Annotated in this window: 14 protein-coding genes and 1 pseudogene; 7 read left to right on the top strand and 8 right to left on the bottom strand. The window is 40.8% G+C overall.

Annotation, left to right across the window (positions count from 1 at the left end):
- Window positions 1–129: 129 nt before the first annotated feature.
- The 7 genes and pseudogenes from MSWHS_RS17390 to MSWHS_RS18685 all read right to left on the bottom strand — a co-directional run bounded on the left by MSWHS_RS17390 (window position 130) and on the right by MSWHS_RS18685 (window position 8,463).
- Entirely contained in the window at window positions 130–1,866 is a 1,737-nt protein-coding gene (locus tag MSWHS_RS17390) for an ABC transporter substrate-binding protein (RefSeq protein WP_052722772.1), read from the bottom strand.
- A complete protein-coding gene (gene tsaA, locus MSWHS_RS17385) occupies window positions 1,853–2,290 on the bottom strand; it encodes a tRNA (N6-threonylcarbamoyladenosine(37)-N6)-methyltransferase TrmO (RefSeq protein WP_231585506.1) in 438 nt (145 codons plus the stop codon). The genes MSWHS_RS17390 and tsaA overlap by 14 nt, the downstream gene beginning before the upstream one ends.
- A 40-nt stretch (window positions 2,291–2,330) precedes the next feature.
- Window positions 2,331–3,635, bottom strand: coding sequence for an S-layer protein domain-containing protein (locus tag MSWHS_RS17380; RefSeq protein ID WP_048159479.1), 1,305 nt, complete (start codon window positions 3,633–3,635; stop codon window positions 2,331–2,333).
- 1,333 nt (window positions 3,636–4,968) lie between these two features.
- Window positions 4,969–5,754: an ABC transporter ATP-binding protein gene (locus MSWHS_RS17370; protein WP_048127450.1), complete on the bottom strand. Its 786-nt coding sequence runs from the start codon at window positions 5,752–5,754 to the stop codon at window positions 4,969–4,971.
- A complete protein-coding gene (locus MSWHS_RS17365; protein WP_048127448.1) occupies window positions 5,751–6,812 on the bottom strand; it encodes an iron ABC transporter permease in 1,062 nt (353 codons plus the stop codon). Before MSWHS_RS17365 ends, MSWHS_RS17370 begins: the two co-directional genes overlap by 4 nt.
- Window positions 6,813–6,823: 11 nt before the next feature.
- Complete coding sequence (locus MSWHS_RS17360) at window positions 6,824–7,996, bottom strand: ABC transporter substrate-binding protein (RefSeq protein WP_082088063.1); 1,173 nt, start codon at window positions 7,994–7,996, stop codon at window positions 6,824–6,826.
- Window positions 7,975–8,463 (bottom strand): annotated as a pseudogene (locus MSWHS_RS18685) (S-layer protein domain-containing protein). Before MSWHS_RS18685 ends, MSWHS_RS17360 begins: the two are co-directional and overlap by 22 nt.
- Before the next feature lie 582 nt (window positions 8,464–9,045).
- Here MSWHS_RS18685 and MSWHS_RS17350 point away from each other — a divergent pair.
- The 3 genes from MSWHS_RS17350 (at window position 9,046) to MSWHS_RS17340 (ending at window position 10,835) form a co-directional block, all read left to right on the top strand.
- Entirely contained in the window at window positions 9,046–9,396 is a 351-nt protein-coding gene (locus MSWHS_RS17350) for a twin-arginine translocase TatA/TatE family subunit (protein WP_048127444.1), read from the top strand.
- Window positions 9,397–9,755: 359 nt separating this feature from the next.
- Window positions 9,756–10,070 (top strand): twin-arginine translocase TatA/TatE family subunit, encoded by a 315-nt coding sequence (locus MSWHS_RS17345; protein ID WP_231585505.1) that lies wholly within the window; start codon window positions 9,756–9,758, stop codon window positions 10,068–10,070.
- A gap of 243 nt (window positions 10,071–10,313) precedes the next feature.
- On the top strand, window positions 10,314–10,835 hold the full coding sequence (locus tag MSWHS_RS17340) for a Nudix hydrolase (protein WP_231585504.1): 522 nt from the start codon (window positions 10,314–10,316) through the stop codon (window positions 10,833–10,835).
- Window positions 10,836–11,229: 394 nt separating this feature from the next.
- Here the strand turns inward: MSWHS_RS17340 and amrS are convergent, their stop codons facing one another.
- On the bottom strand, window positions 11,230–12,288 hold the full coding sequence (gene amrS / locus MSWHS_RS17335) for an AmmeMemoRadiSam system radical SAM enzyme (RefSeq protein WP_048127443.1): 1,059 nt from the start codon (window positions 12,286–12,288) through the stop codon (window positions 11,230–11,232).
- 100 nt (window positions 12,289–12,388) lie between these two features.
- Between amrS and MSWHS_RS19780 the strand changes: the two genes are divergently transcribed.
- The 4 genes from MSWHS_RS19780 to feoB all read left to right on the top strand — a co-directional run bounded on the left by MSWHS_RS19780 (window position 12,389) and on the right by feoB (window position 15,327).
- Complete coding sequence (locus MSWHS_RS19780) at window positions 12,389–12,580, top strand: MASE3 domain-containing protein (RefSeq protein ID WP_082088062.1); 192 nt, start codon at window positions 12,389–12,391, stop codon at window positions 12,578–12,580.
- 252 nt (window positions 12,581–12,832) lie between these two features.
- Window positions 12,833–13,081, top strand: coding sequence for a ferrous iron transport protein A (locus MSWHS_RS17330; protein WP_048127441.1), 249 nt, complete (start codon window positions 12,833–12,835; stop codon window positions 13,079–13,081).
- 13 nt (window positions 13,082–13,094) lie between these two features.
- Complete coding sequence (locus MSWHS_RS17325; protein ID WP_048130298.1) at window positions 13,095–13,337, top strand: ferrous iron transport protein A; 243 nt, start codon at window positions 13,095–13,097, stop codon at window positions 13,335–13,337.
- On the top strand, window positions 13,330–15,327 hold the full coding sequence (gene feoB, locus MSWHS_RS17320) for a ferrous iron transport protein B (RefSeq protein WP_048159478.1): 1,998 nt from the start codon (window positions 13,330–13,332) through the stop codon (window positions 15,325–15,327). The genes MSWHS_RS17325 and feoB overlap by 8 nt, the downstream gene beginning before the upstream one ends.
- Window positions 15,328–15,330 lie beyond the last annotated feature (3 nt).

Below are 15,330 nucleotides of genomic sequence, written 5' to 3'. Positions count from 1 at the left end.
AATTACCACTTTATTGATTCCATATTTTTACCGTCAAAACTTTTTACTACCAGCTACATACTTTTTAAACTTATTAATACCTTAAATTTTATTTTGGTTTTCTGTTCATTCATTTATACCATCAAAGCCTCAGTTCTTCCTCTGTCTGAAGATTATTCCCGCAATTCCCAGTACTGCAATTGATAGGGAAAGAGACAAAAAAGGTACGGATTCGGAACTGTCAGGTCCTGCTTTGGAGCCTGCTGGAGATGTATCCGTTTCAGCTCCGAGAGATCCTGTTTTTGAATTGGATATCCCTTCACCTTCCCTGGAAAGCAAACACATCTTGTTATCCATATTGGAAAATCCACCAGCTATGCCACCTCTGGTTATAAACCAGTCTGCTTTCCCGCTGGAACCGTAGTAATAATTGGGATAGTAGAGGGTTATTGAGGGGACATCCTCTGAAATGAGTTTCTGGCATTCGGCAGTGAGTTCAAGCCTTGTATCATAATCCATCTCATGGAGTTGAGCAAGAAGCTTTTCGTTCAGTTCTTCGTTTTCAGTGTATTGCGCACTGTTGACACTCAAATTTTCAGTATACATTTCATAAAGAATCTCAGGATCCCTCCCAACACCTCCATGCCCATTTATGCTCAGTTCAAAATCCCTGCTTTTAGTCCTTGCATCCTTGGCCGTCTTATCAAGCGAAGTGATTGTAACTTTAATCCCCAGTTTTTCGAGCTGAGCCCCTACAATTTCAGCGGTCCGGGATTCTGTAGGGGTAGTCAGGATTTCAACTTCCAGAATTTTCCCGTCCTTTACATACATCCTATCTTCACGTGCATAACCAAGCCCTTCAAGGAGTTCCCTGGCTTTTTCCGGGGAATATTCATAGGCAGCCTGATCAAGAGAGTACCATTCATTGCTTGAGGAAAGAAGGCCAAGGTTTCCGGGAGTCCCGTAACCTCTTGCAGCTTTATCCAGGACTTCCTGGCGGTCTATGGCATAAGCCAGGGCCTGTCTAAACTTTTTTGAGGAAAAAGGTTCAATTTCATGGTTAATCAAAAGCTTATAGTTGAAGAGGCCTGATGAACTGTAAGTCTCAAAACCACCTGCTTCAAGAACAGAAACAGCTTCCGGCTCGATCTGCGCAAGGTCCACATCTCCGTTTTGAAGGGCTGTTTGCCCGTCACTTACCTTTAAGTACATCAGCTTTTCAAAAGCAGGAGTTCCAAGATAATAATCCGAGTTTGCCCTGTAAAGGTAACTGCCCTGTTCCCTGTTATAATCTTCAAGAATGTAAGGCCCGGTCCCGATCAGGGCTTCATCTCCTACAAAACTTACGGGATCGCTTACATTTTCCCAGATATGTTTGGGGATAATCGGAATAACCCCCGCCATTTCATGAATGAAAGGTGCAAAAGGCTCGACAAGTTTTATTTTTACCATGTCTGCGTCCAGGACCTCGCAGCTTTCCACAACGGAAACATCTCCCCATTTATATGGATGTTCTTTGTAGTAGTCAAAAGTAAATTTAACGTCATCAGCTGAAAAATCAGTGCCGTCAGTCCACGTGGCGTTTTTATTCAGGGTGAAAATATAGGCTGTTTCGGCTTCATCGTAAACCCATTCACTGGCGAGGTTAGGGATGAAACCATTTTCATCTTTCCAGACCAGGGTTTCAAAAATCAGGTTCATCCTGAGATAACCGGGACCTCTCGGATAGTGCCCGAAAGGATTGGGATAACCCCAGTCTCCGGTTGAATCTGCGATTTTTAAGGCATCTGAATTTAAGGCGTCTGAATTTGCTCCCGCGGGAAGAGAAAGAGAGCAGATAAGCACTGTGAAAAGAATTAATGTACCCGGATTTTTAATCAGAATCATTGTCAAACCTCTCTGTATAAGGTTTAATATCAATAACAGGCGTTCCATTGATGGCGTCAAGACCTTTTACGTAAAGGACGTTACCTTCAACTTTCAGGAGGTCTACAAGAGTCAGCCCGATCCCGTTCGGACGGTGGGGAGTTCGGGAAGCAAAAACACCTGAAAGTTCTCCGTCGATGCGGCGACGCCTAACAAGTTCGTAATCTTCCGATTTGCTGAAATAGAAAAGGATTTGAAGTTTTTCAAAATCTTCTATCCGTTGAAGCCCCTCTACAAATTCTTCATTCAGTATGAGCTTCGAAATCTTCCGGTAAATGTTTTCATCATAAACAGGCTCCAGATAATCGTTTTCAACGTAGCCTATCGGAAACATCTCAATTTTTAAGTCCAGACTATTTTTATCCAAAATATTTTCATTCATCATTTTGCCTCAAAAAGGAAAAATTAAAGGAAAAAGGAAAATATCATTTCTTTTTCAACAGGAAAACTGAAAAAATTCCTGAAACGGCAAGCAAGATCTCAAATCCAGGAGCTTTTGTTTCCGAGTTTTCTTCTTCGGGGTTTTGGGAAGCTTCATCTTCCATCTTTGCCGATTCTTTTGATTCCATATCTGAAGAGACTGATTTGCTTTCAGAAGAAGAGCTTCCTGGGTTTTCCGAATTGGAAACCGGCTCAATATTTTCATTTTCATTTTCCTGCTTCTCGAGTTCAGAGTTCTCGGATCCTGAGGCAGTATCATCTTTGATAGTAACGTCCATTGCCGGATAGAGAACATAGCCCTGTATCGAACTGCTACCCTTTCCTTCATCCGAGGTCTGGAAGTACCAGGAATCCGTGAAATAGGTCTTTTTATCCTTATCAAGGTTGAGCTTTATGGGATCCTTGTTTGAGAGGGTGATCCCTGAAGGGTCTGCAGTTTCAACTTCAAAGCCCTGGTACTCATCGTCAGCTTCAATAAGCATCACATCATCTTTGTCGATAAGCCAGGTGTATTTGAAGGTTGCAAAAGAATCGACCGCACCCATAAAAACAGAATCAACATAGGTCAGGAAATAAAGCTGATCATCCGCATCCCCAAAGTCTGCGGTTGCTGTGAAGGTATGGTTTTCAACCGTGCCGTCGGCGTTAACAACCGCTGACTCAAGCTCCTCACCGTCCCTGTAAAGGGAAAACCAGACTTTGTCACCCTCCACATCGACCTGGTGAACGGTGAGACTGTATCCTTTCTTAAACTCCCAGCTTTCTCCGGCTTTTAATGTCTTTTTATCGTTTCCGACTTGCTTGCAGACGATTGCTGCAAGCTGTGTTGCATCGTTTTCAACCGCAATATAGGGTTTCCCAAACCAGGGAAGCATGTAATAGAACATTCCGCCAAGTTTCTCAGGAGTTGTGTCCTCGCTAAGTCCGAGTTTGGAAACAAGCTCATATTTGCTGGAAAACGGGACGGTTTTGTAAATTAATTCCTCGTCGTCGATTACGTTGTTTCCGGGATACGAACTTCCCAGAGGACCACTGTTACTTCCTGCTTTTTCTTCGTAGTAGAGATGCTCACCCCAGCCTTTGGTCACAAAATTGTTGTGCTTGTTCACCGGGTAGCAAAAAGCTCCGAAAGTCGTAGCATCCCAGGAAAATTCATCATCCATAGTTTCATTAGTGTCAAAAGGAAGCCCTCGAACTGAAGTAGCTGCCAGTGCTGGAGAGCTGAACAACAGGAAAATTACAAGGACCACAGGTATCCAGCTAAAAGTTTTTAAAACCACATTATTCATAAATTCACCACACAAAATCGGACATCTTCTAAGAATATTTAACAAAATTAATACGGGTTACAAATAAGTCACAGTAGAATTACAGGAAAAACCTGAAAGATGAAATGTCCATACAGGTGTAATTTTCATAAAGATGTTGATTACACTTATATGCAACATACACATAGTGAATTATTTATTATGAATCTGATTAATAGAAGTATGTATCCGAGTAACAAGTATTACTACAAAAACTAACAAGATTCAAACTGAACTTTAAAACATGGGGAATTATTTATTAAACTTAAAATTATTTCCTGGAACTTTTTATGACCTGAGCTTATACCATTTTAGATAATGTTCCTTATTTTGGGATAAAGAATCATAAAAATAGTTATTCCTTTAATAAATCCCTTTAAAATACTTTAATTACAATTTAAAGATATATATAAAGGATTGTGCCTAATTAAATTAATATTATGTCATCAAACAAACAATCGAGCATAAAAAAGCTATAATCTATGATAAAAATTGTTGCAAAAGGGTATAATTATTTATTGACCCAACTAGACGATTTTCTAGGGTTTGCACGCACTATTGTTATAAGTCTCAAGAGTATTAAAGGCCGAAAAGAATATGAAGAACCTTTTGGCAGAAAATTGGATGATCAAAAGACAAATATTAAAGTCCGTATCATATCTATTAAACAATCAGATATTCCCATTTTTGCAATAAACGTCTGCAAGCAAAAGTATAATATTTTAATATTTTGTAATCATTTTATTTAGACTGATTTCTTCTATTCAAGGAACGTCGGAAAAGTGCATGATTATCCAAATTTTGACTCTTTTTATCATCGTTAATAAATTTAATAATATTATGTGATGCTAATTTGTGGAATTGAGTTCGATGACTGTTAGAGGTTAGCTATAAACCCCAGACCATTCCGACACTCTCACTTACAAGAAAAACCAACAAATACTTGCCTTATAATTTCAAACCTTCTGGATTGAGAAGATAAAATAATGAGATTGTTCTGTGAATTCCTTTCATCTGTTAAATAATTTTTTAAAAAAATTTTGTGTTTTAATTCCTTTCATTCTTTGCAGTCAATATTCAAAACATGCCTCATGATTCTCATTCTGTAATTGCGGACAGTGTAATAAAACGATTATGAAATATTAAAAAATTTAACCGTCTTTAGAATACGTTTTGTTCCAAAACGGAAATTGCTGTTACGGCATTAAGCGACACTATTATACTGTTTGACTTACGCATCTCGTCGGGTGCTGCAGGTTCTCTGAAAGAACCTTTTACCTTCCTATTCATTCAATTTTCATTTTTATATACTGAATTATGTTATTTGCATTTTGCTTTTTTTGATTACTTTTTTTGGTAGAATCCACATCTGATCTGATTCATGTCTTACATCTACACTGACCCCATATACAGATTCAATATTTTCTGGAGTCAGAATGTCAATTCCACCTCCATGAAATATCTCGCCATCTTTCATCATAAGTATCTTATCACTATACCTTGCTGCAAGATTGAGATCATGGACCGACATTATCACAGTAACATCATTATCTGCCTGCTTTCTGGTTATGTCAAGCACTTCAAGCTGGTGTTTCAGGTCGAGACTGCTTGTGGGTTCATCCAGCAAAAGTATACTTGGCTGTTGTGCAAGAGCTCTTGCAATTATTACTTTCTGCCTTTGTCCGCCACTCAGTTCATTGACGTTTTTCATAGAGAATTCACTTAAGTCCATCACTTTAATAACATCAGAAACTATCTCCAGGTCATTTACTTTGGGAACCCACTTCATATGGGGCCTTCTGCCCATGAGCACAGTATCAAAAACGGATATAGGAAAAGCTCCTCTTTCAGCCTGTGGGATGTAGCCGATATGCTTTGCAATATCTTCCCTGTGAAGCTTATTCAGATCATACTTATCGATAAATATAGATCCTTTTTTTGGATTCAATATTCTGTTCATGCATTTCAGAAATGTGGTTTTTCCAGAACCATTTGGTCCGATTATTGAAAGAAATTCTCCCTTGTTGACCTTTAAATTCATGTTCTTCAACGTTGGTTTGCCGTTGTAGCTGAATTCAAGTCCTTCTATGTTTATTTTCACCAGTATTCCCTACCTTTTATAATCAAGTATATGAATAGCGGAGCACCAAGAAAAGAAGTGACAATGCCAACAGGCAAAACTTCTGGTGTAAGTATATTCCTTGCAAAGGTATCTGATGCAAGCAAAAGTAAACCACCAAGTATGCATGAGAAAGGAAGCAATAACATTTCATTCCCGCCTATAACTCTACGTACTATATGTGGGACTACCAGGCCTACAAACCCTATGATTCCCACTAAAGATACAATGAGAGCTGATACTAATGATGCGCCGACCATGGCTCTGATCCTTAGATTGTCAACATCCACTCCTAAACTTTTAGCCGTATCATCTCCAGAATTCAAGGCATTATAGTTCCAGCTGTTATATGTGAACCATATGGACACCGGAACCACCAGCATTGTCATTATTCCCAATTCGTTCCATGTAGTTTTAGTTACATCCCCGAACTGCCAGAAGATCACTGCAGCAATTTGAGTATCTTCAGCAAAATACTGTATTGCACTTGTACCAGCTGTGAATAAGGAACCCAGGGCTATTCCTGCCAGTATCATTGTTTCCGAGATTGACCTCTTGAATTTTGCCAGCGCCAGGATTACAGATGTAGACAGAAGTGAACAAAGAAAGGCAGAGATTGTAGTTACGTAAGGATTATTAATAATGTAATTTCCTGTACCATCAGCTGTTCCGGTTCCCAGGAAAACGATTGAAAAAGCTGCACCAAATGCTGCTGCATGTGATATCCCCAGTGTGTAAGGAGAAGCCAGTGGGTTTTTAAGAACACTCTGCATAGCGCTTCCCGAGATTGCCAGACCTGCCCCTCCAACAACTGCTGTCAGTATATGAGGAAGCCTGATATTCCATACGATGTTGTACGCAGTACCGCTTGTAATTTGTCCTGCCAACACCGAATACATCTCTGCATAGGTTAATTTTACAGGTCCATTCAATGTAGCAAAAATAATAAAGAGAATCAGCAGTATGAATGCTGATAATCCAAATAAAGACTTACGTCTCAGATCCTCTTTATATTCATCCAAAATAACATTTTGGAACATTATTCCGCCTCTTAGAATGAAAGCTTTCTAGCGCCGCCACCCAGCTCATCTTTTACCGCATCGTAGGCAGGTTCTCCAAGGAACATTTCGTATATTTCATCTGCTTTTTCATCGACATCTACGTCAGCAAATTCATCAGGATAGAGCACACTGCCCATGTAATATGAATTTACTAAAACACTTCCGTAATTGCGATGATAGGCTGAAACAGGCAGGAAACCGTGAACGTTGTCCTCATTAAAAGCCTTGAGGTCTTTATAGGATGGGCTTCGTTCCACATCATCAGTTACAAGTTCAAGGTTCGAAAGATCGACGAATATTACATCAGGATCCCATGCGAACAGATTTTCCTGATCCACGGAGAACGCATATGTTGGTATTTCCTCATCGTCTATTTCATCTTCATCAAGAGCATGCCTGACATTTATGAATTCAAGACTTGCAAAGGGATACTGGGTTGAGAGGATTCCTTTTGATGCTTTGTAGGAAAGGCCACAGGGGTATGCAAGAGGTTTTTCCTCATCAGGTATATTTTCTGTTCTTGCATTAAGGTCTGCTATCAATTGTTCTGTATATTCCTGTAACTCATTTGCCCTTTCTGTTTTTCCTAATACTTTTCCACAGAGCTGCCAGCATTGATATGTTGTGTTCCTGGATTCGCCAGCCATATCACCAACGTCTATATATATTACAGGAATTCCTGTTTTTGTCTGGTAATCCTCAGCATCTGAAACATCACCGGATATTCTACTAAAGAATATAACCTGTGGTTCTGCAGCGGCTATAAGCTCAATATCTCCTCCATGAGAAGGTCCTATTTCCGGAAGGTCTGCCATTTTATCAAAATTGACCAGCGTATATACTGCCGTGATTGTGTCTGTATCATCTTTCTCATTAGACTCTACTCCAACAACCTTATCCAGTGCATCCAGGTATGCTATCTGTCTGAGTGCACCGGCACCAACAGCAACAACTCTTTCTACATTTTCTGGCACAACGACTGTCCTGCCAACCATATCGGTTATTGTTATTGTTGCTGATTCGTCTTGGGCCGGGAGGCTCTGTGATGTAGATGAACTTTCCATACACCCTGAGACTAACGTTGAAACAATGGTCAACATAATTAAAAACGTCACTAATATTTTTTTATTTCCACTCATATTTAGGACTCCTTTTGTAACCATACTTTGTCACTTTCCACATCGACATGGTAAACGGTGAGACTGTAACCGTTCTTAAACTCCCAGATTTCTCCGGCTTTTAAAGTTTTTTTGTCGTTTCCGACTTGTTTGCAGATGATTGCTGCAAGCTATGTTGCATCGTTTTCAACCGCAACATAGGGTTTCCCAAACCAGGGGAGCATGTAATAGAACATTCCGCCAAGTTTCTCAGGAGTTGTATCCTTACTAAGTCCGAGCTCGGAAACAAGCTCATATTTGCAGGCAAACGGGACGGTTTTGTGAATTAGTTCCTTGTCGTCAATTACGTTGTTTCCGGGATACGAACTTCCCAGAGGACCGCTGTTACTTCCTGCTTTTTCTTCGTAGTAGAGATGTTCACCCCAGCCTTTGGTCACAAAATTGTTGTGCTTGTTCACCGGGTAGCAAAAAGCTCCAAAAGTCGTAGCATCCCAGGAAAATTCATCATCCATAGTTTCATTAGTGTCAAAAGGTACAGGAAAAACCTGAAAGATGAAATGTCCATACAGATGTAATTTTCATAAAGATGATGATTGCACTTATATGCAATATACACATAGTGAATTGTTTATCATGAATCTGATTAATAGAAGTATTTATCCGAGTAACAATTATTACTACAAAAGATAACAAGATTCAAACTAGACTTTAAAACATGGGGAATTATTTATTAAACTTTAAATTATTTCCTGGAACTTTTTATGACCTATTTACAAATAATGTAGCCACTTAAAGCTTCCAAAAACTAAGTTTTTCAAAAAAATACTCCTTTATAAAGAAAAATTAGGGATTTATAAATAAAAATACGCGAGCTTTTTGAGGCTAGTTAAATATTCTCTTACCATATAGGTATTTTTTGAGATTGTGAAAAACAGGAAAATACAATTCCCGGGGATCTTGGAATGACATCAACAGAATAATCAGGGGCCACCTGAATTTCAGAAGATACGGCTTAAAAGGTGCAGCCCACCTTAAAACCGAAATTCGTTCCTTTTGCAAGGATTTTTATATTTGCTGGATGATAATAGCCGATAATGATAGGTTCCACTGAAGTGTTTGCAATCCTGATCGCTGCGCTTTTTCTCTTTGGACCCAGTAAGCTCCCGGAACTTGCACGCTCTCTTGGAAGTGCGTTAGGAGAGTTCAAGAAAGCACAGAGAGCTGCTGAACTGGAGCTTACGACCTTTGATTCATATACCAGGAAAACCGGATCTGGGGCCGCATCCGGGGTAAAAGAAGAAGAAAAGAAAAAAGAAACTGAATACCTGAACACTAAAACCGGGGTAGACCAGAGCCTTAAAAATCCACTGGAAGCCAGATCTTCCATTCCAGAGAAAGAAAATCTCGAAACTTCCGGTGCCAATGGAAATAATCCGGAAAACTAAAGTTTACTGTATATGGGTTCAAAGCCTCAGTTACTGATTAAAAGCAAAAATAGTATAAGTTATTAAGAGTAAACAAGACATAATATAAGAATAAATATATAAAAACATAACAAATAATAAACAATAAATAAAAGATTTATATAGTAGAAGTAAATCCTCATTCTCTACTAAACATCAGTTTTTCAGAATAATTTTTGTTCTGCTAAAAGTATTATAATCTACTGGTAAATAATCTACTGGTAAATAATCCACTGGTAAATAATCCACTGGTAAATAATCCACTGGTAAATAATCCACTGGTAAATAATCCACTGATAAACTTAAAAATATCAGAAAAAGGTAAAATTCGAGGTATAGATATGGTTGGCATGCCAGGTCCCACAGAACTGATACTTATATTAGCAGTCGTTATGCTCCTGTTTGGAGCAAGCAAACTCCCGGAACTTGCACGGTCCATGGGAAGTTCGGTGGGAGAATTCAAAAAAGCCCAGAAAGAATCCGAACAAAACCTGAAGGATTTTGAGAAATCCCTAAAGGAACCGATCACTCCAAAGACCAAGGTGCAGGAGACTGCTGTAAAGCTCGGGATCGACATCAGAGGCAAGACCGACGACCAGTTGCTTGAAGAAATCCAGAGGTCCGCAGAGAAACCAAAAGAGGTCTCAGAGCCCTGAAAACGCCCTAAAAATGTCCTAAAAACAAATTTTTTTAAATCATTTCATCTAATTTTATTTCACTTAATGTTATTTATTAAACGATATTTATTGAATAATATTTATTAAACATTGGTTATTAAATGATGCTTATTAAATATTACTTATTAAATATTGATTATTGTCGTTCTTTCTAATTCTGTGGTATCCGTTTGAAATCTCAAAAGGCAGTCTTAAAGATCAAAAGTAATCCGGAGGTTTCCTGTGACAGAGTTGATCATTGAAGTTGACAGAGATGATAACTTTCTCGGGCTGCGCCCGAGGGAAGACTTTTACTCGGAAAATCACATCCACAGGGCTTCCCATCTCATCCTTCTGGACCCGGAAAACCGAATGCTTCTGCAGAAGCGGGCACCTGAAAAATACTGGTATCCCAACCGCTATACCTATTCCGTAAGCGGCACTGTCGCAAATGAATCCTACGAGACCTGCATTGCTCGGGAGATGCTCGAAGAAATAGGAATCTCAGTCCCTTTCAGGAAATTGTTCAAAATCCCCTGCATCTTAGAAAACAAAGGAGCCTATCATACGGTATTTTCAGGCAGGTGTTCGAAAGAAACTGCAGGCCTTATCCGGCACGACCCCGAAGAAGCCGTTTCAGTTGAGTGGGTAGAACTTGAAGAACTGAACAGGGCTGTTAAAACCGTACCTGGTAACTATACGCCTTCCCTGAGAGCAGGGATAATAAAAATCTTTGAAGAAGGGTGTGGAAAATACCTTTTCTGACATTTAAGAGAGATATAAAAGCAGTTGAAGACTCTTTTGAGTTAGAATGAAAATCCGACAGCTCAAATCTGTACAAATTTCGGTTTAAGTCTTCTTTCAAATCTGTTTTTCACCTATTTCTTTGACGAGTCGCAAGACAAACAGGCGGAGGCACTTATATTTACCTTGTAAATCAAAATCGATTTTTGGAAGTTAAGGAAAACATCCTCTCAGCTCGGGGGCCATTTCGTCAGTAGTTCTTCATAATTGTGGTGCCTTTTTTTAGGTAGCTTTTTATCTTGTGGGCAGGCCAGGCCATCCCTACCCCCGTGCGGCGCAGGAGGAAAAAAACCAAAAGATTTCTTCCTGGGATTCCGGAATAGATAAATCAGTTAATAAGGATCTGCTTTCAATCTTAATCTTCATTCAATACCTGTTTTGAACCCGCATACTCTCCAATGATAGGGATATTCTCTCCGCACACAGGACAGGTCTTTTCAGGAGTTATTTCGTACTTTTCTATATCAAAAAACCCTCGAATGATAAGTATTTTACCGCAGTTAGGACAGATGGTATTGTTGAAGTTGCATCCCGGAACATTACCCATATATACATACTTCATCCCCTCTTCCTTTGCGATTTTACAGGCATCTTCCATTGTTTTTATCGGAGTAGGAGAGAGGTCCTGCATCTGGTACTGGGGGTGAAAGCGCGTGAAGTGGAGGGGAGTGTCAGGCCCTAGGTTTTTGTAGACCCATTTTGAAAGTTCCCGGAGCTCGTCAAGAGAGTCGTTTTGTTTTGGGATGATGAGGTTGGTGATCTCTACATGGATCCCGAGCTCTTTTGCAAGGGCAGAAGCCTCAAGCACCGGAGCCAGTTTTGCGCTGGCAACGTCATGGTAGAATTTTTCAGTGAAAGCCTTGATGTCGATATTCGCAGCGTCCAACCTGGGAGCAATATGCCTGAGAGCTTCCGGAGTCATGTAGCCATTGGTCACATAGACGGTAGCCAGACCCGCATCCTTTGCCAGCTTTGCGCTTTCGTATGTATATTCGTGCCAGATCGTGGGCTCGTTATAGGTCCAGGCAATTGATCTCGAACCCGAGATAAGCGCTTTTTCCACCAGGTCTTCGGGGAGGATGTCCCTGACATAGGAATCTTCCACGTCGACCTGGGAAATGGTCCAGTTCTGGCAGTGTTTGCAGCGGAAGTTGCATCCGACAGTCCCTACTGAGTATACATAGGAACCCGGATAAAAGTGATAAAGCGGTTTTTTTTCTATAGGATCTACAGCTTCGCTGGAAACAGTACCGTAAATAAGAGAATAAAGATTCCCTCCTCTGTTTTCCCGCACCTTGCAAAAACCCCTCTTTCCAGGGGCGATTTTGCACCTATGGGCACAGAGCCCGCACTGTACTTTGTCAGCTTCGAGTTTTTCGTAGAACATGGCTTCTTTTATCACAACAATCCCCATAGAGTGATTGTTTTTAAGGATAATAACGGTTGCTGTTATAGATTTATATTAAATTATAATATTCAAAAAAAATCGCTTACATGTTTTAAAAATTGCTTACATGTTTTTCATCATAGTATGGAAATCAAAAATCATATCGGAAAACCGATACCTTACATTTATTGGGACAGCACTTTTTTTCATAGCATGCATCGGTTTTTTGCGCGCATTTTCTTATGAAAAAATAGGCGTGTTTCCTGGGTATAGGGCAAACCTCTCTGCCCAGCTCTGGATGGCTATACCATACATGTGAAGTATCTCCTTTTTTCCTTGACCTGCAGAAATTCATGGTTCAGGGAATGGATTTGCAAATATCGGGCTGAAAGTAAACAGATCCAACCGGTTGTACAAGATTTCCAGATTATTCCAAAGAATATATTATATATAAATAATAATTCGCTTATCCATAATATATTCGTATATCCGAAAATTTTAAATATTCATTAGTACATTTAAAAACTAGGAAAATAATTAGGTTATCCGAAAATGTGAGGGTAATACAAAAATGATAGAAACAATAGATAAAACCCTGAATATGCTGGAAACGGGCCAAAAAGCCCGTGTAATCCAGGTAAGAGGTGGAGGGAGTTTCCGTAAGCGGCTCCTTGATATGGGAATGGTTCCCGGGACAGTTCTGAGCGTCACCAAAAAAGCCCCATTGGGAGACCCTGTGGATTTCAAGTTAAAAGGATACAATCTCTCTCTCAGGAAGGCTGAGGCAGAGGCAGTTGTTGTTGAAGTACTGGAGGATTAATTTGACCGCACGGATGCCTCTTACCATGCTTTCGGAAGGAAAAGACTGCAGGATCAAAGAAATTCGGGCAGGTTTGGGCCTCAAAAGAAGACTGACAGAAATGGGTTTTACGCCTTCGTCCTCTGTCCGGCTTATAGGATGCGAAAGAGGGAATCTGCTTGTCAATGTGAATGGAGCACGTTATGCCCTTGGAAAGGGTATGGCGATGAAAATTATGGTAGAACCGGATCCGTGTGAAGGTGTAGAACTTGGTTGAGACTAAAATCAGGGTTGCACTTACAGGAAACCCCAATGTGGGCAAAACAACCGTTTTCAATGCTATTACCGGAGCCAGGCAAAAAGTAGGAAACTGGCCCGGGGTAACGGTTGAGAAAAAAGTAGGTACAAAAGAATATGCCGGACATGTTCTCGAAATTGTAGACCTTCCCGGAACCTACAGCCTCACAGCCTATTCGGCAGACGAAGTTGTTTCCAGAGATTATATCCTTGAGGAAAAACCGGATGTTGTAGTCCAGGTACTTGACTCGACAAACCTGGAACGCAACCTGTACCTGAGCACCCAGCTGCTGGAAATGGGGACAAAACTTGTCTTTGCTCTGAATATGTCCGACCTTTCGGAAAGCCGAGGAGACGAGTTGGATATCCTCAGGTTTGAAAAATTACTTGGAACCACTTTGATAAGGACAACGGCAAACGAAGGCAGGGGTATCAATACCCTTCTTGACGCAATAATCACAAAAGCCGATTCCAAAGCACACTTGCCTCATGAGATAGGATACGGAAAAGATGTTGAAGAGAAGATTCGGCATCTGGAAAATATTCTCATTAAAGACATGCCCCTTCTGAGCAGATACCCTTCCAGATGGTTGAGCATAAAACTACTCGAAGGAGACGAAAATGTTCGCTCAAAACTTTCTCGGTCAAGTGTAGAACCTGAAGTTGAAAAATTTCTTTCCGGCCTGGATCCGGAGGAATACGAAGCTGAAATAGCCGATAAGCGGTATGAGTTCATAAGCAGCATACTGTCTCAGGCATGTACGACCTGTGTTGAAAATATGTCACCGTCCGACATGGTCGATAGGGTACTTACAAACAGGTATCTTGGAATACCCATATTCCTTACCCTGATGTGGGGCATGTTCGAACTTACCTTTACCTTCGCCTCTCCCTTCATGGAACTCATAGACATGTTTTTCGGTTCGCTTGCCGAAACTGTTGCTGCAAACATTGATTCTTCCTGGCTTGCATCCTTGCTCGGAGACGGGATAATTGCAGGAGTGGGATCAGTTATACTTTTTGTACCCAATATTTTCATCCTGTTTTTCCTCCTCGCTTTGCTGGAAGACAGCGGATATCTTGCAAGAGCCGCCTTTATTATGGACAGGTTGATGTACTCGATGGGGCTCCAGGGAAAATCCTTTATCCCGATGCTTATGGGCTTCGGATGCTCGGTCCCGGCCATTATGGCAACCCGCACCCTTGAAGATGAAAAAGACCGCCTTATTACGATGATGGTTACGCCTTTCATGTCCTGCGGGGCCAGGATGCCTGTTTACGTGCTGCTTGCAGGGACGTTTTTCGGAAAACAGGCCGGATCAGTTATTTTCGGGCTCTATGTGCTCGGCATAATTGTGGCAATCCTGTCTGCCAAGCTTATCCGGAGTGTCATTTTTAAGGGCAAACCTTCTTCCTTTATAATGGAACTTCCTCCCTACCACGTGCCTTCAGTCGGCAATTCCCTGAAACATATGTGGAACCAGGGCTCCCTTTACCTGAAACGGGTAGGTACTGTGATCGCAGGGGGAGTGGTAATAATATGGCTACTTGCATACTTCCCGCAGGGAGTCGAATACGGAAGTGCGGAAAGTTACATAGGCAGCCTGGGAAAACTGCTCGAGCCTCTCGTAGCTCCAATAGGGTTTGACTGGAAAATTGCAATATCCCTGATCTTCGGGTTCCTTGCCAAAGAGATTGTCATCGGTTCTCTCGGAACCCTCTACGGCACCGGGACAGACGAGGGAATACTCTCTTCGGCTCTTGTAGCGGACTCTACATTCACGCCTGCGATTGCACTCGGGCTAATGGTATTTACCCTGCTTTACGTACCCTGCATAGGAGCAATTGCAGTAATCAAAAAAGAGTCAGGTTCCTGGAAATGGATGCTTTTTGCAGCAGCTTATTCGACATCAATAGCGTGGCTAATGGCCTTTGCGACGGTAAAAATAGGAAACATCATATTCGCATGAAGG

The organism is Methanosarcina sp. WWM596 (assembly GCF_000969965.1).
In the GTDB taxonomy this organism is placed as follows: domain Archaea; phylum Halobacteriota; class Methanosarcinia; order Methanosarcinales; family Methanosarcinaceae; genus Methanosarcina.
The sequence above is the reverse complement of the archived record's forward strand: the minus strand, read 5'-3'. Positions and strand labels throughout refer to the sequence as shown.

Excerpts from the sequence above, each read along its gene's own strand:
- amrS (WP_048127443.1), bottom strand. The coding sequence starts at position 12,288 with ATGGGGATTGTTGTGATAAAAGAAGCCATGTTCTACGAAAAACTCGAA.
- MSWHS_RS17345 (WP_231585505.1), top strand. The coding sequence starts at position 9,756 with ATGGTTGGCATGCCAGGTCCCACAGAACTGATACTTATATTAGCAGTC.
- MSWHS_RS17325 (WP_048130298.1), top strand. The coding sequence starts at position 13,095 with ATGCCTCTTACCATGCTTTCGGAAGGAAAAGACTGCAGGATCAAAGAA.
- MSWHS_RS17330 (WP_048127441.1), top strand. The coding sequence starts at position 12,833 with ATGATAGAAACAATAGATAAAACCCTGAATATGCTGGAAACGGGCCAA.
- MSWHS_RS17365 (WP_048127448.1), bottom strand. The coding sequence starts at position 6,812 with ATGTTCCAAAATGTTATTTTGGATGAATATAAAGAGGATCTGAGACGT.
- MSWHS_RS17380 (WP_048159479.1), bottom strand. The coding sequence starts at position 3,635 with ATGAATAATGTGGTTTTAAAAACTTTTAGCTGGATACCTGTGGTCCTT.
- tsaA (WP_231585506.1), bottom strand. The coding sequence starts at position 2,290 with ATGATGAATGAAAATATTTTGGATAAAAATAGTCTGGACTTAAAAATT.
- MSWHS_RS17350 (WP_048127444.1), top strand. The coding sequence starts at position 9,046 with ATGATAGGTTCCACTGAAGTGTTTGCAATCCTGATCGCTGCGCTTTTT.
- MSWHS_RS17390 (WP_052722772.1), bottom strand. The coding sequence starts at position 1,866 with ATGATTCTGATTAAAAATCCGGGTACATTAATTCTTTTCACAGTGCTT.
- MSWHS_RS19780 (WP_082088062.1), top strand. The coding sequence starts at position 12,389 with ATGTTTTTCATCATAGTATGGAAATCAAAAATCATATCGGAAAACCGA.
- MSWHS_RS17360 (WP_082088063.1), bottom strand. The coding sequence starts at position 7,996 with ATGGTTACAAAAGGAGTCCTAAATATGAGTGGAAATAAAAAAATATTA.